15 protein-coding genes and 2 pseudogenes are annotated in these 20,221 nt (G+C 69.9%); 8 read left to right on the forward strand and 9 right to left on the reverse strand.

The window, feature by feature from the left end; translation table 11 throughout:
- Positions 1 to 2: 2 nt before the first annotated feature.
- On the forward strand, positions 3 to 2,132 hold the full coding sequence (locus ACTMS9_RS16325) for an acyltransferase family protein (protein WP_441165357.1): 2,130 nt from the start codon (positions 3 to 5) through the stop codon (positions 2,130 to 2,132).
- A gap of 436 nt (positions 2,133 to 2,568) precedes the next feature.
- Here the strand turns inward: ACTMS9_RS16325 and ACTMS9_RS16330 are convergent, their stop codons facing one another.
- The 4 genes from ACTMS9_RS16330 to ACTMS9_RS16345 form a co-directional block, all read right to left on the reverse strand.
- Complete coding sequence (locus tag ACTMS9_RS16330; protein ID WP_441147991.1) at positions 2,569 to 2,907, reverse strand: DUF389 domain-containing protein; 339 nt, start codon at positions 2,905 to 2,907, stop codon at positions 2,569 to 2,571.
- A 236-nt stretch (positions 2,908 to 3,143) separates the two neighbouring features.
- On the reverse strand, positions 3,144 to 4,061 hold the full coding sequence (locus ACTMS9_RS16335) for an NAD-dependent epimerase/dehydratase family protein (RefSeq protein ID WP_441165358.1): 918 nt from the start codon (positions 4,059 to 4,061) through the stop codon (positions 3,144 to 3,146).
- On the reverse strand, positions 4,058 to 4,810 hold the full coding sequence (locus tag ACTMS9_RS16340) for a sugar transferase (RefSeq protein WP_154938431.1): 753 nt from the start codon (positions 4,808 to 4,810) through the stop codon (positions 4,058 to 4,060). The genes ACTMS9_RS16335 and ACTMS9_RS16340 overlap by 4 nt, the downstream gene beginning before the upstream one ends.
- A gap of 117 nt (positions 4,811 to 4,927) precedes the next feature.
- On the reverse strand, positions 4,928 to 6,364 hold the full coding sequence (locus tag ACTMS9_RS16345; protein WP_441165359.1) for a hypothetical protein: 1,437 nt from the start codon (positions 6,362 to 6,364) through the stop codon (positions 4,928 to 4,930).
- Between the two features lie 873 nt (positions 6,365 to 7,237).
- Here ACTMS9_RS16345 and ACTMS9_RS16350 point away from each other — a divergent pair.
- From ACTMS9_RS16350 to ACTMS9_RS16365, 4 genes and pseudogenes are all read left to right on the forward strand, one after another.
- The gene (locus ACTMS9_RS16350; protein ID WP_154938435.1) at positions 7,238 to 8,287 is read left to right on the forward strand and encodes a polysaccharide biosynthesis protein; all 1,050 of its coding nucleotides are present in this window, start codon (positions 7,238 to 7,240) and stop codon (positions 8,285 to 8,287) included.
- A 46-nt stretch (positions 8,288 to 8,333) separates the two neighbouring features.
- Positions 8,334 to 9,602, forward strand: coding sequence for a glycosyltransferase family 4 protein (locus ACTMS9_RS16355; protein ID WP_441147987.1), 1,269 nt, complete (start codon positions 8,334 to 8,336; stop codon positions 9,600 to 9,602).
- On the forward strand, positions 9,599 to 10,510 hold the full coding sequence (locus tag ACTMS9_RS16360) for a dTDP-4-dehydrorhamnose reductase family protein (RefSeq protein ID WP_441165360.1): 912 nt from the start codon (positions 9,599 to 9,601) through the stop codon (positions 10,508 to 10,510). Before ACTMS9_RS16355 ends, ACTMS9_RS16360 begins: the two co-directional genes overlap by 4 nt.
- A gap of 98 nt (positions 10,511 to 10,608) precedes the next feature.
- A pseudogene (locus ACTMS9_RS16365) lies at positions 10,609 to 11,087 on the forward strand (zinc carboxypeptidase); the annotation flags it as partial.
- A 67-nt stretch (positions 11,088 to 11,154) separates the two neighbouring features.
- Here the strand turns inward: ACTMS9_RS16365 and wecB are convergent.
- Together wecB and ACTMS9_RS16375 are read right to left on the reverse strand one after the other, a co-directional pair.
- Positions 11,155 to 12,276: a non-hydrolyzing UDP-N-acetylglucosamine 2-epimerase gene (wecB, locus tag ACTMS9_RS16370; protein ID WP_441147985.1), complete on the reverse strand. Its 1,122-nt coding sequence runs from the start codon at positions 12,274 to 12,276 to the stop codon at positions 11,155 to 11,157.
- Positions 12,277 to 12,414: 138 nt separating this feature from the next.
- The gene (locus ACTMS9_RS16375; protein ID WP_441165361.1) at positions 12,415 to 13,614 is read right to left on the reverse strand and encodes a glycosyltransferase family 4 protein; all 1,200 of its coding nucleotides are present in this window, start codon (positions 13,612 to 13,614) and stop codon (positions 12,415 to 12,417) included.
- Positions 13,615 to 14,024: 410 nt separating this feature from the next.
- On the opposite strand from ACTMS9_RS16375, the gene ACTMS9_RS16380 reads away from it, so the two are divergent.
- Positions 14,025 to 14,453: a hypothetical protein gene (locus ACTMS9_RS16380; protein WP_441165362.1), complete on the forward strand. Its 429-nt coding sequence runs from the start codon at positions 14,025 to 14,027 to the stop codon at positions 14,451 to 14,453.
- Positions 14,429 to 14,791 carry a hypothetical protein gene (locus ACTMS9_RS16385; protein WP_441165363.1) on the forward strand — a complete coding sequence of 121 codons (363 nt, stop codon included), beginning with the start codon at positions 14,429 to 14,431 and terminating at the stop codon, positions 14,789 to 14,791. The genes ACTMS9_RS16380 and ACTMS9_RS16385 overlap by 25 nt, the downstream gene beginning before the upstream one ends.
- A 92-nt stretch (positions 14,792 to 14,883) precedes the next feature.
- Here the strand turns inward: ACTMS9_RS16385 and ACTMS9_RS16390 are convergent, their stop codons facing one another.
- Positions 14,884 to 15,603, reverse strand: a complete 720-nt coding sequence (locus ACTMS9_RS16390; RefSeq protein ID WP_441165364.1) for a class I SAM-dependent methyltransferase — start codon at positions 15,601 to 15,603, stop codon at positions 14,884 to 14,886.
- Between the two features lie 898 nt (positions 15,604 to 16,501).
- On the opposite strand from ACTMS9_RS16390, the gene ACTMS9_RS16395 reads away from it, so the two are divergent.
- Positions 16,502 to 17,725, forward strand: coding sequence for a hypothetical protein (locus tag ACTMS9_RS16395; protein ID WP_441147983.1), 1,224 nt, complete (start codon positions 16,502 to 16,504; stop codon positions 17,723 to 17,725).
- A gap of 110 nt (positions 17,726 to 17,835) precedes the next feature.
- On the opposite strand, the gene ACTMS9_RS16400 is transcribed toward ACTMS9_RS16395, so the two are convergent.
- Both ACTMS9_RS16400 and ACTMS9_RS16405 read right to left on the reverse strand, forming a co-directional pair.
- Positions 17,836 to 19,560, reverse strand: a complete 1,725-nt coding sequence (locus ACTMS9_RS16400; protein WP_441165365.1) for an asparagine synthase-related protein — start codon at positions 19,558 to 19,560, stop codon at positions 17,836 to 17,838.
- A gap of 98 nt (positions 19,561 to 19,658) precedes the next feature.
- Positions 19,659 to 19,869, reverse strand: a pseudogene (locus tag ACTMS9_RS16405) (transposase); the annotation flags it as partial.
- Between the last annotated feature and the right edge of the window lie 352 nt (positions 19,870 to 20,221).

Genomic DNA, 20,221 nt, shown 5'->3' on the forward strand with positions numbered 1-20,221 from the left:
CAATGACCCAGACACGAAGCAGGCCGAAGGCCGCACCACGGGCATCCTTCCGGGGCGACATCGAGGGACTGCGCGCCCTGGCGGTCCTGCTGGTACTGGTCGGCCACGCCGGAAGCCAGTTCATCCCCGGCGGCTTCGTCGGCGTGGACGTCTTCTTCGTGATCTCAGGCTTCCTGATCACCGGCCTGCTCGTCGAGGAACTCGACCGCACCGGACGGATCTCGCTGGTGGGCTTCTACGCCCGACGGGCGAAGCGGCTGCTGCCGGCCGCCGGCCTGGTGCTCGTGGTCACCCTGCTGCTCACGTACCTGTTCCTGCCGAAGGTGCGCTTCTCCAACACCGCGTGGGACGTGGTGAGCAGCGCGCTGTACGTGATGAACTGGCGGCTCGCCGAGCAGTCGGTGGACTACATGTTCGTCGACCAGGCACCCAGCGTCGTGCAGCACTACTGGTCGCTCAGCGTCGAGGAGCAGTTCTACCTGATCTGGCCGCTGCTGCTGCTCGGGTTGGCCGTTCTCGGTGGCCGGCGACGGCTACGCCGCGGCGTGCTGATGGTCGGGTTCGCCGTGGTGGCCCTGCCGTCCTTCGCCTGGTCGGTATTCCTGACGTCGGCCGATCGGGCACCGGCGTACTTCGTGACCACCACCCGGATCTGGGAGCTCGCCCTGGGCGGCGCGGTGGCCATCGTCGGTGCCCGACTGCACCGCACCCCCCGTCCGCTCGCCGTCGTGCTCGCCTGGTCCGGGTTGGTCACCGTGGTCGCCTCGGCCTTCCTGCTGGACTCCGCGTCGGCCTTCCCCGGGTACGTCGCCCTGCTGCCCACCGCCGGCACAGCGGTGGTGATCGCCTTCGCGGTGGCCGCCGGGCGGGCCGGGCCGGCCGGGCTGCTCAGCCTGCCACCGATGCGCGGCGTCGGCGCGCTGTCGTATTCGCTCTACCTGTGGCACTGGCCGCTGCTGATCGTCGCCGACTACCGGTTCGGCGAGCTGAGCGCGTCCGCGCGCCTGGCGGTGGTCGCGCTCTCCGCGGTCCCGGCGGTCCTCACCTACCACTTCGTCGAGAACCCCATCCGCCGCTCGCAGACGTTGCACTGGCAGCCGGCGCAGGCGCTGGGGATCGGCGGCCTCTGCACGGGCACGGCGGTGGTCGCCGGCCTGCTCTTCCAGCTGACCGTCTGGTCGCCGGCCCGACCGCCGGTGTCCGCGTCTGCGGTGCCGCCACCGGGTGGGAGCAGCGCGTCGGCTGGCGCCCCCGCCCCGGCCGGACCGCCGGGAGCCGCCGTCCTGAGCAAGTCGCCCCGGGGTGATCAGGCCGGGAGACCGGTCGACCGGGTCGACTCGATCACCCCCGACCCGCTGGTCGCCGCGAAGGACGTCCCGGCCACGAGCCGCACCAACTGTCAGGTCCAGCAGAACAGCAGCGAGCCACTGACCTGTGTGTACGGGGTCAAGGACGCCTCCTACACCGTCGTGCTCGCCGGCGACTCCCACGCCGCGCAGTGGCTGCCGGCGCTGGAGGCGGTCGCGGTGCAGCGGAGGTGGCGGGTGGTGACGCACACCAAGTCCTCGTGCCCGTTCCTCGCGATGGAGGTGGCGCTGGACGGCCAGCCGTACACCAGTTGCACCGAATGGAACCAGCGGGTCCGCGGCCAACTGCGCGCCGACCCGCCCGACCTGCTGCTGGTGGGCAACTCCCATTACCTGACAGTGCGCGACGGCGAGTTGGTGACCCGGGATGCGCACGACATCCTGGCCGACGGGCTACGGAACACCTGGCGGGAGATGACCGGGATCGGAGTGCCGGTGGTGGTGCTCCGGGACCCGCCGTACCACCGTCGGGACCCGGTCGAGTGCGTCTCCGCCAACCCGAACCGGCTCACTCGGTGCGCCCCGCAACGTGACGAGGTGCTGGCTGGCGGGGGTGGCATCGCGCAGGAGCGGGCCGCCGAGGGACAGCCGGGAATCCACCTGGTCAATCTCAACGACGCGATCTGTCCCACCGACCGCTGCGCGCCGGTCATCGGCGGCGTACTCGTCTATCGGGACACCAACCATCTCACCGCCACCTACGCCCGGACGCTCGCGCCCCGGCTCGACAACGCCCTGGCCACCGTACGGACGGGCGGAAGCTGAAGCCTCACACCCCCGCCCCACGCCACCACGTGGCCCGGGGGCGACCGCACCGTCCCAGGCGCCGCTGATCGTAAGCGCGAGCGGCAGGGACGGCGAGTCTGTGCCGCTGCGGGCCCTGCTCACCCGCCGACTGGAGGCCGGAAACGACCGAGAGTGAGTCGCCGGGCAGCGGCGGCCCGGCGAGGGATCACCTGGCGCCCCACCCGCCACCACCAGAACTGCTGCACGGCCAGGGTGGCCAGACCGGCCAGGACGGTCGCGCAAAGGTTGATCACCAGCTGGAGGGCCGAACCGGCCGGCGGCCGGGACGGTGGTAACCGAGATCAGCACGCCGACCAGCGAGCCGGACTTCTTCGACGTCAGCGAGAGCATCCCGGCCACGCCGGCGAGCAGGCCGAACCCCAGGAGAGCGCGTCCGACCGCCAGATGAAGTCGGTCAGCGCCGCTCGTCCTGCAGCATCTCCCGGTTGACCAGGTCGGCGGCGGTGAGCGCCCAGGTGCTCAGCACGGTGGCGACCATGACCGTCAGGAACCCCACCACCAGCGGCTGCACCGAGCGGAGGATCCGGTGCGGGGTGCGCCGCAGCAGCGCCACGCAGAACGCCGCGAGGGGACCGACCTCGGGTCCGACCACCATCGCGCCGACGATCAGGATGGGCTGGTCGAGCAGCACCCCGATGCCGGCGATCATCGTGGCGACCACGATCAGCACCAGGCAGGTCCCGGTGAGCACGATCTGCTCGCCGGTCTTGGCCGCGATCTCGTGCCAGACCACGGCGTCCTCGCCGTGGTCCGGAGCGTCCTGGGCCGCCTCTTCACGCCGCCGACACGGTCAGTTCGACGTCGTCGGCGGCGATGCCGCCGCGGGCCTCGACACCGACCTCCTCGAGCCCGTGCAGCACCCGGTCGGCGCTCTCGCGCACCACGCGGTCGGACGTGTGCCTGTCGCTGGCCGCAGCACTGTACCGACTCCAGTCAGGAGCGCTGCACGTCCACTGCGGTTCCACGGATCTACGGCACGAGCTCCGGCGTCGGCCGGCCAGCGGCCGTCTCCTGCCAGAGCGCCATCAGCGAGGCGGTCAAGGTGTGTCGCGGGGCCCAGCCCAACGCACGGGCGCTGCGCCCGATGTCGGCGCACATCCACGGAACGGCGGCCGACCGACCGGCGTCGGGCGCCAACGAGCCGTCGCCTACCTCTCCCGTGAAGCCCGCGACCTCGGCCAGCCGGCCGATCGCCTCCCGGGTGGCCACCGCCCGCCCGCTGCCGACATTGAAGATCCGCTCGGCGAGCGGCCCGCTGCGGATCGCGGCCAGCACCGCGTCCGCCACGTCCCGTACGTCGACGAAGTCCCGGTAGGTGCTGAGCAGGCCGAGTGACACCCGCTCCTCCCCCCGGGCCAGCGCCGTCCTGATCAGCGTCGCCGCCCGGCCGAGCACGTTGCCGGCCGGCATGCCCGGACCGACCGGGTTGAACACCCGCAGGACCACCGTGTCCACCCGGGCCGACTCCCCGGCGAGCTGCGCCAGCCGGGTGGCGGTGAGATGGCTCAGTCCGTACTCGCCCACCGGGCTGGCGGGATGGTCCTCCGTCACGGCGCTCCCGTGCGGTACGGCGCCGTACTCCGCCGCGGAACCGATCCGGACCAGCCGGGCCTGGGGCGCACCGGCAGCCACCGCCTCGATCAGTTTGGCGGTGGTGGCCACGTGCGCCTGCACGAAGTCGTACCCGGAGCCGCTGATCCGACCCGCTGCGGTCACCACCGCGTCCGGTTTCTCCCGGCGGAGCAGGGCGACCAGCGCCGACAGTTCGATGCCGACCAGGTCGCACTCCCATCGATCCGGCGCCAGGACCATGGAATGCGACGCGAGCGCACCGTGGATGTGCCGGCCCAGGAAGCCGCCGGCGCCGAAGAGCAGTACCCGGCTCATCGAGCGCCGGGACGGACGGACTCTCCGGCGGGCCGCAGCAAGCCGGGGTCGGGCTCCGCGTTGCCGGTGAACTCGTGCCAGGTGGCGGCGCCCGGCGCCGAGATGCCGTCCCGCCTGAGCACCACCCGCACCGTCGCGGCGAGGATCCGCACGTCCAACCAGAACGATCGCCGGTCGACGTACTCGACGTCGTACTCGAACTTGTGCTGCCAGTCGAGGGCGTTGCGGCCGCGCACCTGGGCGAGCCCGGTGATGCCGGGTCGCACCTCGTGCCGCCGCGCCTGTCGCGGGCTGTACAGGGTGAGGTAGCGGACGAGATGGGGCCGCGGCCCGACGATGCTCATCTCACCGCGGAGCACGTTCCAGAACTCGGGAAGCTCGTCCAGGCTGGTGGCACGCAACCACCGACCCAGCGGGTTGAGCCGGTCGGCGTCCGACACCAGTCCGCGCGCCGGGTCGACGGGGTGCATGGTGCGGAACTTGACCAGCTCGAACAGCCTGCCGTCGCGACCGGGCCGGGTGTGCCGGAACAGCACCGGACGGCCCAGGACGAGCAGGATCGCGCCGGCCACGACGGCCATCACCGGCGCGGCGAGGATCAGCACGACGATCGCACCGACGATGTCGATCAACCGCTTCCAGCGGTCGTACGGCCGCCCCGCCAAGGCGCCGGAACGGGCCTGGTCGGCGGCGGCAGGGGGGTGAGCCAGGGCGCGCCCCACCGGTTCTTCGAGAATGCCTTTAGCCATACAACAGTCCTATCAGCATGAAAAGCCATGAAAGGCCACAAAGCGGAACAAAACGGCCCTTCATGTCTCGGCGCTCCCCGCGCTCTCCGACCGTCCGATGGCCGGCCGGGCGCGCGGTCATCCGCCTCCGTGCGGGGGTCGGCCCACCGCCGGGTCCTGGCGGCCAGGCGCGGAGGACGACGTGCCCGCAGCGGCCGGGAGCAGCCGCTCGGCGTGGACCCCGGCGCCGCCGGGCCGGTGCGGCACCGCGGTCGTCCGCTGCGCCGCAGCGCCCTTGGGGATGATCAGGAGCAGCGCGGCAAGCACCAGCAGGCGGCACCCGGTACGTCCGGCGAAGGTGGCGGCGCCGACCCAGATGACGTCGAAGAGCCCCACGGTGAGGACGATCCCGGTCACGTACGCCAGCACCGTCCGGGGCGTCATCAGCGGCACCGACGTGATCCGTCGGGCGAGCCGGTCGAGGTACTGGATAGCCAGACCGGCCGCCGGGATCATCAGCGCCAGACCGCCGACGCCAAAGTTGAACAGCCACTCGCCGAAGAAGAGCGCCGCGTCGGACTGGTTGGTTCCGACCATCTCGGGAGACAGGAACGGCACCAACTCGGCGCCGAGTCCCAGCGGCTTGTCCGGCCAGACGGCCCTCGGCACCAGGAAGACGGCCGCGGCGTAGAACGTCCCGCCCCATGCCCGCGGCAGCAGACCGAGGTCGTTCATGCTGAGGAGCTGAGCGAAGTCGCGCAACGGCCACACCACCGAGTAGAGGCCGTCGATGTCCCGATTGGCGTTGTCCACCACCGACTCGACCGGGGCGGCGGCGCGGATCCGCGCCAGCACCAGGATCGCGATCGGCGTCAGGGCGAGGATCGCGACCTTGACGTGCCGTCCGCGACCGCTCCGGTCGATCAGGACGGCTGCCAGGGCAAGACCGAGCGAACCCACGACGATCCGACCGAAACCGTCGAAGAGAAAGGTGCAGTAGACGGCGAAGCCGGCGACCGGCACGAGGCCGTACACCAGCGGCGGCTTGCGCAGCGGGGTACGCAGCAATCCGACGCTCAACAGCACGACACCGACGAATCCCGCCGCGTTGATGAGGATGTGCTTGTACTGCTCCGGCAGCGATAGCTGAAGGAGGACCGCCAGGGTCAGCAGGGTCAGACCCCACCGGACGGCCCACCGGGAGACGGCCGGGTCGACCCGCAGGACCGGGCTCGTGGCCGGCCTGGCGGACGGCGCGCTCCAGAACAGCAGCCAGGTCAGAACGTGGACGAAGTAGCAGAGGGTCACCGCGCGGAAGAGCGGAAGCTCCGGTGACGTGTCCCGGACGGCGTGGTAGGCGGCGGCGAAGCCGACGAACAGCGCGAAGCCGAGGTTGTAGGTGCCGACGACAGTGATCCTCGGCCCGCCATCCCGCCAGAAGACCCAGATCCCGAAGAACAGGGCGAGGACGGCGAAGACCATGGTGCCGTGGTAACGCCGATCCTCGATCCCGGTCAGGGAGTCGAGGACGAGCGGAACGCACCCCAGGCAGAGCCAGCCCAGACCGGCCAGCACCTGCGCGTACCGCCGCTCGGCGAACCGAGTTCGCGCCTCGGGCTCGACCGACCCGACCGGGCCGCCCCCGGGTGCTCCGACGAGGGGCCGCCCTCGCGGCTCGAGTGGACGCGGTTCATCCGGCCGGCGATCCCCCATGACGACTACCTCCTGAGCGCTGCGCAACTGCCGGCCGGAGCGGATGCACAGGTGAGCGCACCGACGAGCGAGCAACGGCCTTCCGGTCGCGACCGGAGAACCGGCGCGGTCGCGACCAGCTCGGGTGCGACGTCGGCGAGGAGTCACCTCCGACCGGGCCGGAACACCGGGCTCAACGGGAGCGTCGCGGGTTGGTTACGGCCGTCACCACCCGGGAGGCGCCCCGCCGGTGACCGTACGCGGGCCGTCGTCACCGGGTGCACCGCTCGTCGTTGACCAGGCAGGCCGCCGGAACGACGCGGCGGTCCGCCGACTGCGCGTCCGACCTGAGGTCACGACGGCGGCGATCTCGTGACGCGACCGGCGGTCGGGCCAGCGCCAGCGGTCAGGTCGACCAGAGGTCGCGGCCGACGACGGGACCCCGATCGGGTGGCCCGAACTCCGGGCGGGCGACCCGTGCGTCGCCTCCGACGTTCAGCCGCTCCGCGCCGGCTCCTACCGCACCCGCGCGTCGTTTCCGAGGCCCGGTCGTCGGGCGGGTCGCACTCGGGCCGGCCGCCGGGGGGCGGGACCCGCCGGACGCCGCCGATGCTTCGGGGCGCAGGTCCCGCCTTACGTCGAAAAACCTATTTTGTCGCTTTAAGGGGATAGAGTCCGATTCTGGGCTAACGTCAGCCTTTGGCGAGACCGGCCCGACCCGGCTCCGGCCGGAGGTCGAAGACGAAAGGACAAAGGGTGACGCCTTCGCTAGCGAACGGACGATTCTTGATCACCGGCGGGACCGGCTCATTCGGTCAGACGATGGTCGACCGGCTGCTGTCCACCGGGGCGGCAGAGGTCCGCGTACTCAGCCGGGACGAGTCCAAGCAGGACGCCATGCGGCTCCGGCTCCGGGACGACCGCGTCCGGTACTACGTGGGTGACGTGCGCGACCTCGATACCGTGTCGAAGGCGAGCCGCGGGGTCCAGTTCGTGTTTCACGCCGCGGCGCTGAAGCAGGTCCCCTCCTGCGAGTTCTTCCCGCTCGAAGCCGTCCGGACGAACATCCTGGGCAGCGCGAACGTCGCGGACGCGGCGGTGCAGAACGGCGTCGAGGCCGTGGTATTCCTGAGCACCGACAAGGCGGTCTACCCCGTGAACGCCATGGGCATGAGCAAGGGCCTGATGGAGAAGGTCGCCCAGGCGCACACGCGGAACAATCCCGGTGCCCGCACCCGCATCTGCATCGTCCGGTACGGCAACGTCATGTGTTCGCGGGGCTCGGTCATTCCGCTCTTTCTCGACCAGATCGGCAACGGCGTGCCCTTGACGGTCACCGATCCGGAAATGACGCGCTTCCTGATGTCACTGCCGGAGTCCGTGGAACTCGTCGAGCACGCGTTCCAGCACGGGCGCAGCGGCGACATCTTCATCAAGAAGGCCCGCGCCTGCACGATCGGCGACCTCGCCACCGCCATGTGCAACCTGTTCGAGGTCCCCGCCAAGATCGAGGTGCTGGGTATCCGGCACGGCGAGAAACTGCACGAGACGCTGGCCAGTCAGGAGGAGTTGGCCAGGGCGGAAGACCTCGGGCAGTTCCTCCGCGTACCGGTGGACAGTCGGGACCTCAACTACTCGCTGTACTTTGAGGAGGGAGACCCCCGCCGGCACCACCCGTGGGACTACACCTCGCACAACGCCGAGCGCCTCGACGTCACTGACGTCATGAGGTTGCTGGACACGCTCCCGGAGGTGCGTGCCCGGCTGACCGAGGTCATGGACCTCGCTGGCGCGGGAAGGGCCTGACGGCAGCGTGCGCGGCCAACACGTCCAGTCGGAGGCGCCCTGCCGGGTGACACTCATCACCCAGTGGTTCCCACCCGAGCCCACCCCCGTCCCGCTGAGCATCGCCCACTCCCTGCACCGGCGGGGATTCGAGGTGGACGTCCTGACCGGCATGCCGAACTATCCCGACGGCAAGCTCAAGCCGGGATATCGGGCCTGGCGTCGGACGACCGGAACGGAGCACGGCCTGCGCGTTGTCCGGACCCCGCTCTACCCCAGCCACAACCACTCGGCGGCGGGCCGGGCCGCGAACTACCTCAGCTACGCCGCCTCGTCCTCGGCCCTCGGCGCGAAGGCGCTCCGGGGCGCCGACGTGGCGCTGGTCTATTCCGGCCCGGCCACAGCCGCGACGGCGGCCATGACCGCCCGGCTCCGGTGGCGGACGCCCTACGTGGCCATGGTGATGGACCTCTGGCCCGACTCGGTCTTCGCGTCCGGGTTCCTGACCGGGGGCGTGAGCCGGCGGGTCGCGGAGAACGCCCTCAGCTGGTTCACCAACCAGACGTACCGGCGCGCGGACCACGTCACCGTCACGTCTCCGGGCCAACGCGATGCGATCGTCGCCCGGGGAGTGGCCCCGGACCGGGTCTCCGTCGTCTACAACTGGGTCGACGAGAAGGTCATGCACCCGACGGAGCCCGACGGGGAGCTGCGCCGGCAGTTGGGCCTCACCGACGAGTTCGTCGTGATGTACGGCGGCAATCACGGCATGGCCCAGCGACTCGACGTCGCGATCGAAGCCCTGGCACGCCTCGACGATCTATCGGACGTCCACCTCGTGTTGGTCGGTGACGGCATCGAGAAGCGCGCGCTGCAGTCGCTGGCCGACCGGCTCCGCCTGCGTACCGTGCACTTCCTGCCGGCGCAGCCACCGGAGCGGATGGCCGGCCTGATGGCCTCGGCCGACATCCAGCTGGTGTCCCTGGCGGACGAACCGCTGTTCAGGATCACCATGCCGAGCAAGATCCAGTCGATCTTCGCCTGCGGGCAGCCGGTGGTGGCCTGCGTACCGGGTGACGCGTCGAGGGTGGTCGACGAGGCCGGTGCGGGCCTCACCTGCCCGCCGGGCGATCCGGCCGGACTGGCCGCGGCGCTCCGACAGGCGCACGCCGCCTCCGCAGACCGCCGGCGAGCCATGGGGCAGGCCGGGCGCGCCTACTACCTCGAACACATGAGCGAATCCGTCAGCTCGCAGCTGCTCGCGGACGTGGCCGTCGCCTGCGCGGCCCGGCACACCGGCAGGGTGCCACGCGGGCGGGGACAGGAGATGGCATGAGTCAGCGGGTGCTCGTCCTCGGCGCCACCGGAATGCTGGGGCACACGTTGCTGCGAGAACTGGACCGCGGCGGTGAGCTGGACGTGTTCGGCTCGGCCCGCTCCGCTGACGACCTGTCACGCTTCTTCCCGCCGCACCTCGCACGTCGCATCACGCCCGGCGTCGACGCTCTCGACACCGACCGCGTCTGTCGCCTGCTGGACGACGTCCGACCCGACCTGGTGGTCAACGGCGTCGGTGTGATCAAGCAACGGTCCGATGTGCACGACGCCGTCCGCACGGTCACGATCAACGCGCTCCTTCCCCAGATCCTGGCCCACGAGTGCGGGACGCGCGGTGTCCGCCTGGTCAGCGTGAGCACCGATTGTGTCTTTTCCGGCGACCGTGGCAACTACATGGAGACGGACATTCCCGATCCCCCGGACCTTTACGGTCGGTCCAAGCTGCTCGGGGAGACCGCTCCCCCAACCCTCACGCTTCGGACGTCCATCATCGGCCACGAGCTGACCAGCAACCGGTCACTCGTGGACTGGTTCCTGTCCCAGACGACCGACGTCCAGGGCTACACCAAGGCGATCTACACCGGGGTCACCACCACCGAGTTCGCCCACTTCCTCAGGACGGTCGTGCTGCCGCGCGAGGATCTTCAGGGGCTCTACCACCTCGCGGCCGCGCCCGTGTCCAAGTACGACCTGCTCCGGCTCGTCGCCCGCACCTACGGCTGGACGGGACGGATCCTGCCCGAGGACGGCTTCCGCTGCGACCGATCCCTGTCGGCCGACGCGCTCTTCGCCGCCACGGGGTACCGCCCGCCCGCCTGGCCGGAGATGATCAGCCAATTGCACGAGGCGATGTCGCGGTGGAACTTGCCGGCGGGACGCCTGGCAAGTCTGGCTCCGGCCAGCTGACCGACCTCGGACACTCGTCCAGCCGGGTGGTCGCCCGGCCGAACGAGTGTGTCCGCCCGGGTGGCGGCGGGCCCGGCGGCCAGGTCAGGCACTCGGGTACCACGTACGACATCGAGGAGAACTGGGACTTCCTCATCGTCGAGACGCACGAGGCGGGCAGCGACGCCTGGACCACGCTGCCGGACGCCGGCGGCCTCACCGGTACGGAGACCGGGGACAGCTGCGCCGGTGGCTGGGCCGAGTTGCACCCCGTTCCTCGCCCACTACCAGGCCGCCGACTGCCCCTCGATCGGCAGCACCGGCATTGGAACACGGCCACCGGTTCCTCGAGCGGCTGGAAGGTGTTCACCGCCGAGATCTTCGTTCGAGACGCCGGACCTGGGCGGCTGGACGGTGGCCCGGCGGCCGCCCGGCTCCGCGCCCGGCGCCCGGCGCCAACGACTGAGCCCACAGCCAGCAGGCGTTTTCCGAGGGCGCGGCGGTGGTCACCGACGACACCGTGTACCTCGGCTTCGGCCTGGTGGGACTGGCCCCGGCCGCCCGGGACGACCTGGTCGCCCGGGCGCCGGCGCACCTCGGCCAGCCGCTCCCGACCGTGAGCCGGGTCGGCCCGAGACCGGTCCTGACCGGTCCCGGGGCCGGCCTCACCGCCGGATGCCGGCCCACCCGTGGTGCCGGCGGACGGTGGACAGCATGAAGTCGACGACCCGGCGGGAGGTGTCGCGCACCTGGTAGTCGGCGGGGCACGGGACGCCTTCCCGGCTCTGGTCAACCGTGACCCGGACGGCCTCCGACACGCCGGTCGGATCCAGTCCGGTCATGATGACGCTGCCGACGTCCAATGCCTCGGGACGCTCGATGGACTCCCGCAGCGTCACCGCGGGGAAGCCCACGATCGCCGCCTCCTCGCTGATGGTGCCGCTGTCCGAGAGCGTGCAGCGGGCGTTGCGCTGGAGCTGGATGTAGTCGAAGAGGCCGAATGGTTCGTGGAAGGCCAGGCCGTCGAGGTCGCTGGGGTCGGGGGCGAGCGCCTCAAGCCGTTTGCGGGTGCGCGGGTGGGTGGACACCATCACCGGCAGGTCCCACTCGTCGCGTACCGCCCGCAGGCAGCCGAGCAGCTGGCGCAGCCGCTCCGGCTGGTCCACGTTCTCCTCGCGGTGGGCGCTCACCAGGAAGTAGCCGCCCGGGTCGAGTTCCAGCTGCCGGAGCACGGTCGAGGCGTTGATGTCGGCGCGGTAGTGATCCAGCACTTCACGCATCGGTGACCCGGTGTGCAGGATGCGGCGGGGGTGCAGCCCCTCGGCCAGCAGGTTGCGCCGGGCGTGTTCGGTGTAGACCAGATTGAAGTCCGAGACGTGGTCGACGAGGCGTCGGTTGGTCTCCTCCGGCACGTTCAGGTCGAAGCACCGGTTGCCGGCCTCCATGTGGTAAACCGGCACCCGCATCCGCCGGCCGATGAGGGCGGCGATGGAACTGTTCGTGTCGCCGAGGATCAGCATCGCGTCCGGCCGGACCTCCCGGATGACGTCCTCGACACCGGCGAGCACCCCGCCCAGCATCCGGCCCAGCGACGTGGTGTCGACGTTGAGGAACCGGTCGGGTTCGCGCATCCGTAGCTCGCGGAAGAACACGTCGGACAGCGCCGGATCCCAGTTCTGCCCCGTGTGGACGAGCACCTGGTCGACCGTGCGGTCGAGCCGGTCAATGACCCGGGATAGCCGGATGATCTCCGGTCGCGTCCCTACCACCGTCACAACCCGCGTCATCTCACGTCCCTTCCGACCGGCGACCGGTGTCCGACGCACCGTGCGCCCGTAAACACAACGAATCGTGGAGTCGACGAGAAACGTCACCGATCGAAATGGTGGATGTGGCGGCGGATCCGAGATGACCCGGCGGCGCGGTCAGCCCAGCAGGCGTACCTCTTCGAAGAGGTTGGTGAAGCGCTGCTGGCCGCGCCAGGCCCCGAAGGCCTCCGCGGCGCGGTCCCTGGCCCGCCGGCGGTCCGTCGGCGAGAGGGCGGCGAAGCGTTCCACTCCGGCGGCGACCGCGTCGGCGGTGAGGGGCCGCACGACAGCGCCGCCGCCGGCCTCGATCAGATCGTTCCACGGGGTCTCGCCAGAGCAGATCAGCGGGCAGGACGCTGCCAGGCTCTCCAGGATGACGTGACCGAAGTTCTCGCCCCGGGTAGGCAGCAGGAAGGCGTCGTACTCGTTGAAGGTACGGATCACCTGCTCGGGCGGCAGCGCTCCGCGGTAGCGGACCGCGACGTTCGCCGGCATGCCGGCCATCAGCCGCTGGCAGCGCGCCCAGTAGGCCTGATCCTCGAGTGGGCCGAAGATGTCGAAGTTCACCGGCCGGGTCACCTTGCGCAGGGCGGCGAGTGCCAGGTCGAGGTTCTTCATCGGCGAGATCCGGCTGATGAAGACCAGGCGCAGCGGCCCGTCGGGACGGTCCTGCGGCGACCTCGGGTCGTCGGGCAGGGACGTCTCCTGGTGGTGCACGATGATCCGGGCCCAGGGGAACCGCGCGGCGATGTGCCGTGCCTCCAGATCGCTGCAGGCATGCCAACGGACCCGCAGCCGCTTGAGCAGCGGCGCCCAGAACAGCAGGAAGAGCCGCTTCTTGCTGGCCTTGAGGCGCAGCGCGCCCGGCGAGAGTTCACCCCGGGGCGCCAGGAGGATGCTGCGCACCGGCAGCAGCCCCACGGCGGCCGCGAGCACCGGCACCTGCGAGAAGAGCGACCACAGGCTGTTGACGTAGAGCAGGTCGATCCGGCGGGCCCGCAACTGCCGGGCCAGGCGCACCCAGTTGCGGACGTCACCGACCCGCAGATAGTGGACCAGCGCCCCCCGGCGGCGCGACCACCGCCCCGAGAGGCCGGGGTACGGGTCGGGCGTGCCCAGGTCCCGGTCGCGCGTGACGAGCATGACCTCGACGTGCGCCGGACAGCTGTCCAGGATCTTCTCCAGGGATCGGACCGGACCTCCGCCGCGGAAGCCCGGCTGGAAGGCCCGGCTGGTGGCCAGTACGCGGTAGGTCACCGGTGTCCGGTCCGACGTCTGGTCGATGTCGATCGACAGCAACCCGCGGTCTCCGCTCACACCGACCTCGCCTCCGTACGCATGCGATCACCTCAAACACCGACCCGAAGAGCCTGCTGGGGGTCGGTCCGGCCGGATACCGGGGCCGCCCGTCATACAAACCTGTTTCCGCACGTGGAGGTCACGGATGACCGCGACAAGCGCGGTAATCCTTGACCGCCGCTTCCGACGGCATGAAACAGAGCGCCATTCAGAAGCCCCGAAATCACCTTTGGTCAGCTTTATCGGTGGTAGGAACCCTTCGACAGGGGATTCAGCATTTGGGGGGCGGTCAGTGGATGTTGCGGACGAAGTCCTCGAACCGCACGACTCACGCCAGCGGTCCACCGCTCTCCGGCACCGACACGCCGACACCGCGCCACCGACGCCCGCAGATACTGCCTCAGCTCCCCTCGTCCACCCGCAACTCGTTGATCGTCTCCTCCTCGGGGCTGGCGAGCGGTCTGCTGAACGCGGCGGTGCTCGCGCTGAGCGCCCGAAACGGCCAGACCGGGGAGATCGCCACCTACGCCGTCGTCACCGCCGCCCTGACCCTCGTCGCCGTCGCCGTCGCCGGCAACTCGCCACTGCTGTACATCAGCGGAGACGCGGGGCAACGCCGCGCGGTGCGCAGCCAGTGGGTCTTCCTGACCCTGCCGATCATGGCGCTCGGCACGCTGGCGGTGGGTGCGTTCTACCGCCGCTCCGGCTACGAGTGGCCAGCCATGCTGGCGGTGGGGGCGGTCGCCATGGGCAACAACCTCGGCCGATGGTCGGGCGCGTGCGCAGCCGGCAGGGCATCGGCAGCGCCGCACCCGATCGACAGGCGGAGCTGGTGGCCGTCCTCGGCGCGGCGATGATCGCGGCGGTGACCATGGTCGCCGCCCCGTGGATCGTCGGCGACCTGCTCCGACTGCCGTCGCCCGGGGCGGTGCTCTGGCTGATGCTGTTGGCCGCCGCGCTGCCCTTCCTGACGGTCGTCCGGGCGGTCACCCTCAACCAGATCGGCGACGCGGCGTACCGGCAGGCCACCCGGATCATGCTGCTCAACGCCGGGCTGATCACTCCGCTGGCGCTGGTGGCCATACCCCTGGCGGGCCCGACCGGGGCGGCCGCCGCCACCCTCGCGGCCGAGGTGCTCACCGCTGCGGCGCTCGGCCTGGCCGTGCTGCGCCGGCGTGGCCGGCTGTCGGCCTGATCATCAACCCGCCGCCGGCAGGCCGGGATCGGCGGTGACCGCGGGTCGCGGCGGTACGCGCCCGGCCCTGCGGTCGACCCGGTCCGCGCCGTTCACAGGTCGGCGATCCGCCAGACGCCCATGACCCGCCCGTCCTGGACCGCGTCGTCCCTGATCTCGTACAGCGGCGCTGGCAGGTGGAACGGACGCTTGCGCAGGTTGAGCACCCGAAAGTCGCCGGTGCGGATGTCGGCGTTGAACGCGGTCGCCTCGTCGGTCGTCGCGATGAGGTACCGAGCGCCGGACGCCCGGATGTTCGACAACAGGCTCGTCGCGTCGGCGAACGAAAGGTGAAAGAGGACCTCCCGGCAGAGCACGACATCGGCGGCGGGCAGCCGCTCGGTGACCGCGTCGACGCACCGGAACTCCCGCAGCGGGGAGCCGTGCCGCCTCTGGTTCTCCTCGATGACCGACTCGACGATGTCCACCCCCAGGTAGGGAACCCCGAGTTGCACGTGCCGCATCCAGGTGAAGTCGCCACATCCGACGTCCAACAGGGAGTCGGCGCCGAGGTGCGCGATCATCTTCGGCAGCTCGGCCTGGAGCACGGCCGTCGCCTCCAGCCGGGAGCCGGCGCCGGAGAGGCAGTCGTGGTTCGGACCGACCAGCCAGATCCCCTGTCGGTAGATTCGCTCGAACGCCTCCTTACGGGCCCCCGTCCGCAGGTAGCTCACGTCCAGACCGCGGGACGCGCGGCGTCGGAGCAGGAGCTGGTCGAGTGACGTGGCGTGTAGGCCGTGCCGCACCAGCTCGCGAACAGTGATCTTGTTCATGCTGTCCGTTCCTCCGGGAAAATCCTGGAATGCAACGTTCGAGTCAGGTAGGCGCCCGGCGACGCGGAACGCCCTGCGACGTTCCTGGAGATTACCGGCTAAAAATGCGTTATATCGCATTTAGGGTTATCGTGGCGGCTGCCCGCCGCCACGCCCGTGGGACGGGCGCGGCCCGCGGGATTGAGGTGGAATCCGGTGGGGAGGTACCGGTTCGGGCAGGTCCGCATCCGACCCGGGACGTGTCCGAGGCCGTCGACACGGGCGCTCCGGCTGAGCGCCGACACTCCGACCGAGCAGTTCCGGCGTCACCGACTCGAACTCTTCAGCGTTAGTCCAGCGTGGCTGAATTGTCCGACGCCCCCCTTGGCGGCAACACGCGCTCAGCTTCGAACCATATTCTCGGCCCAGGGGATTCGCCGTGACGGTCCATCAGGGGCGACCCACGGCACGTCCCGGGGAAAACACCCATCCACCGGCACCCTTCCGGCCGATTCGTGTGCTGCTGACGGGTGACTTCTTCGAGCCGGGATTTCGCGCCGGGGGGCCAGCCCGATCCATCGCCCAGTTGCTCGACGTCGTGTCGCCAGCGGTCGAGGTCACGATGGTGACCAGGGATCGGGAGCTGGGCTCGTCGGAGCCGTCTGAACATTCTCGACCGGATCAGGCTGACAGTCGGGGGCACTGACGCCGGATCGTCGGGAGCCTGTGGGGCCAGCCTCACCGGCGGGCAATCAACCATTGGCTCGTCGACCCGCTCGTTGCCGCGAAAGGAATGCGCTTGAACGACCGGTTGACGCGGGAGACGATGGCCCCCTCGCCCGCCGCGCCTCCCAGGGCGGGCCGGACCCGCGCGACAGGAGTCCGGTCGAACACCATCGTGGCGTCTGCGTCGAGTCTGGTGAGTGGCGTACTCAACGCCGGGATACTCGCTTACAGCGCACGGCAGGGGCAGACCGGTGAAATCGCCGCCTACAGCGTCATGACCGCCGCGCTCACCTGGATCGCGATTCTGATCATGGGCGGATCGTCGCTCCTCTATGCGACGGGGAACGAGGACGAACGTCGGTCGGTCCGCTGTCAGCGCCTGCTGATCGCGGCGCCGGCCATGGCCGCCGCCACCGTGCTGCTCGCCTGGCTGTACGGCGGTCGCGGGTACGGGACGGTGGCCCTGCTGAGCGCCGGCGGCGTAATGATCCTGAACAGTCTCGCCGAGCTACGCTTCAGCGATCTCGTCCGCCAGATGAGATTCATCGCGGCCTCGGCAGCGATGACCGCCACCCGGCTCTTCGCGCTGGTGCTGCTGATCGCCGGCGTGCCGCTGACGATCGCGCTGGCGGCCGGCGCGGCCGCCTACCTGGCCACGACCGAGGCGCTTGTCTGCCGCAGCCCGTCCGGCGGCCCCCCGATGTGGACCGGGTTGTCGCCCTCGTGGGCGAGGCGGGCGTTCCGGTTGAACCGGCAACTGTTCACCCACAGCTTCGCGGAGTCGCTCACCGGGCGAGCCGGCACGATCGCCCTCTCCCTGGTCGCCAGCCCGCACGTCGTGGGCTGCTTCGGTGCCCTGGTCAGCGTCTATCAGGCGCTGGTCGCCGTCGTCTTCAGCGGGCTGCGGGTGCCGATGGCGATGCGCACGCGGCGCCGGCACAATCTGGGGCCGACCGGTGCGGTCAGCCGGGAGGCCGAGGTTATCTCCGTGACCACCGGGGCGGTGATCGCCGCAGGCGTCGTCGCCTGGGCTCCCTGGATGGCCACCAGCCTGCTCGGCCTGCCGATCCCCGAATCGGCGATCTGGTTACAACTGCTGGCGCTCGCCCTCCCGTTCGCCACGGTCAACCGGGCCTTCATGCTGAATCGCATTGGCGACGGCAACTACCGGGCCGCCACCCGGGTGGCCGTGTCCATCGCCGTGGTGGTCACCGGTGGACTGCTCGTCCAGGCCCTGACGCTCGGTCCGACGGGCGTCGCCGCCGCAACCTGCATCGCGGAAGCGGCCGTCGCCGGCGTCTTGGTCGCGCTGGCCGCGTTGCGCTGGTACGGACGCACGAGGGCGAACGGGTCGCACACCGCTGCCGCCGGTCAGGATCGTGACCGGCCCCGTTCCTCCACTGCCGTCGGCAGGTGACGAGCAGCGCTCCGGCGCGCCGGTGGCGCGGCCGCCAAGTCACATCCGCCCAACCCAGAGAAAGCACTTTCATGTTCCCGACCCACCACCGCCAGCCTGAAGGCGCGAGGCTAATCGGCAAACCACGGCTGCTGATCCAACCAGAGCTTCAAGAAAGTCACCATCCAGACGAAGTTCCTCACACCCTGGGTCAACGGCTGGCCCTCTGCAGCGCGTTCGACGATCCGCCGTAGACGGGTGATCTCGAGGTAATCGGCCAATGCCCCAGGTTCTGCCGAGATCCGCTGCACAACACCACGCAGCGGCTCCTCGGTCAGCCACCGGTCTAGCGGCGGAACGAAACCGGACTTGGGGCGGTAGACCAGCTCAGCCGGTACGGACGCGGCAAGGCTGTTTTTCAGCGCTAGTTTGGCATCTCGGAAGGTGTACTTGATCTCCCGCGGCATGGCGAACGCTTCGGCGAGCAGATCTGGCTCCAGGAAAGGGAAGGATGCACGTACTCCCCGCATGCGCAATGGATCGAAGCTCTTGGCCGCATACTCGCCGGCGCAGACATGGAGAAGGTCCAGCCATTGATACTGGTCACGGACGTCGGTCGAGGGCGCGCAGTCGATGATGTACGTGCGTATCGCCCGCGACAGGTACGCGCGGTCCGGCGGGGGCAAGCGGTAGAGGACGCCGTCGAGTGCATTGGTTGCCACCACCGCGGCTTCCAAGAGCGGCATTTGGGCGGCTCGCCGAAGAGCCCTCGTGCGATGTTCGAACCGGCTTGGCCGCCGCCATAGTCCGGCCCAGGAGTAGAGCCCTGCTGCGCCAAGCAGTAGCGGCCGAGGCAGCCGGTAGAGCTTTTGCCACCTTGCCAGTTGACCGACGCCGAAAGCGCCGTCCGCGCCGGTTCCGTCGATGAACTGCGGGGCGTCGGGGGCCATCTTGATGCCGGCCCGCACCATCAAGTTGGCAGATATGGTGGCGAAATCCCCGAACGGGTACGTGTAGTCGCGGCCGATGTCGGCCAGAAACGCGTTCATCTCCGTGGACTCGTAGGTCGTCTGCTCGAAGTCCAGGTGGAAATGCCTGGCCATCGCGGCCGCATGCTTCGCTTCCGGGTCGGCGTCGCCGAAGGAGAAGTTGAGCAACCAGACATCGGTACGCCGCAGGGCGGACAGTCGGGCCGCGAGAAGCCCCGAATCCACTCCACCGCTGAAGGTCAGTACCGAACCCTTGGGCGCGGTGTCAAGGATGGCGTCGAGACATCGATCGAAGCGTATGCCATCGGCAGCCTCGCGTGGCTGAAGGGGATCGACGGCGGCGGTTGCCACGCCGCTCCTGATATCAATGCTGGTGACATGCCCGGGTGCCGCACGCTCGACGCCGGACAGCAGGGTGAGCGGAGCCGGGATGGCGCCGTACTGCAGGAGCGCGTGCACCGCGCGGCGATCGAGGCGACTGCGCCCGATACGGCCGAGGAGGCGTAGGTCGTTGCTGAGGCAGAAGGCGCCGTCCGCAGCCCGGAAGACCACCTGTTCCGGCGTAGCTGGCGGTACGTGGACCTGCACGGTGTCAGTGCCCAGCCGGTGATCGATCCGGATGTCGTTCCCAGTCGGCTCGCTGGCCGCGATCGCCATGGCGTTGGCCGCCGTTGATCGCGTCGTACGAAGCCGGATCGCATCACCGATCTGACTGATCGCAGGGGATTCCCCGAGCTTGGAGAGCTGTGCGCACGTAAAGGCTCCATACGTGACATACGCCGATACCAGGCCGAGCCAGCGGGCATGCTCCTCAACCTGCCGGCGCCAATCGAGCTGGCCCGGGCCACGGTACATGGCGAAAATCACTCACTCCTCCAACGCAATTAGACAAGCCCGAAGTGCAATATTAAGGCCTTTAATCAACCCGCGGGTGTATCCGGAAATCATCCGCCTGGAAGTGTGGATCGGCGGCGGCCGGTGCCGGTGAGGTCCAGGCTCATCAGGGCCATGTACACGCACTTGAGTGCTGCTTGCTCGTTGGGGAGGCACCCGCGGGCGCGTACGGCCTTGCGGATTGCGGGCGTTGACGCTCTCGATCGCGTTCGTGGAACAGATGACTTTGCGGAATTCGACGCCGACGGCGAGGAACGGCGTGAACTCGGCCCGGGCGTTCTTCACAGCCGGACGATCGGCCCACCTGACTGGGCGTCCGCGCCGGTAGCGGTCGGGGGTGCGCCCGGCGCTCGTCATGCAGGGCAGCCTTCCGGGCGAGTTGCCGACGACGCTCCGCGAACATCACCTTCGCCCGCGTCAACGCATCCACCTCCAATCGCTCCCTGGGTTGGCTGCCGACCGTCGGGGCGTCCTGATCTTCGCCGCACCGCCCATTCATCAGCACCTCCCTAAACGAGGCGACAGAATGCGGGTTACGAAGGCAGGCCGGCCAGGTGGGCCACCACCGACGACAGTGACGGCATCCCGGGACACCGGCGGAGCCGAGCGCCCCATTGACACGCGTGAGTCATGT

This window comes from Micromonospora sp. L31 (assembly GCF_052068075.1).
GTDB classification, from domain to species: Bacteria; Actinomycetota; Actinomycetes; order Mycobacteriales; family Micromonosporaceae; genus Micromonospora; species Micromonospora purpureochromogenes.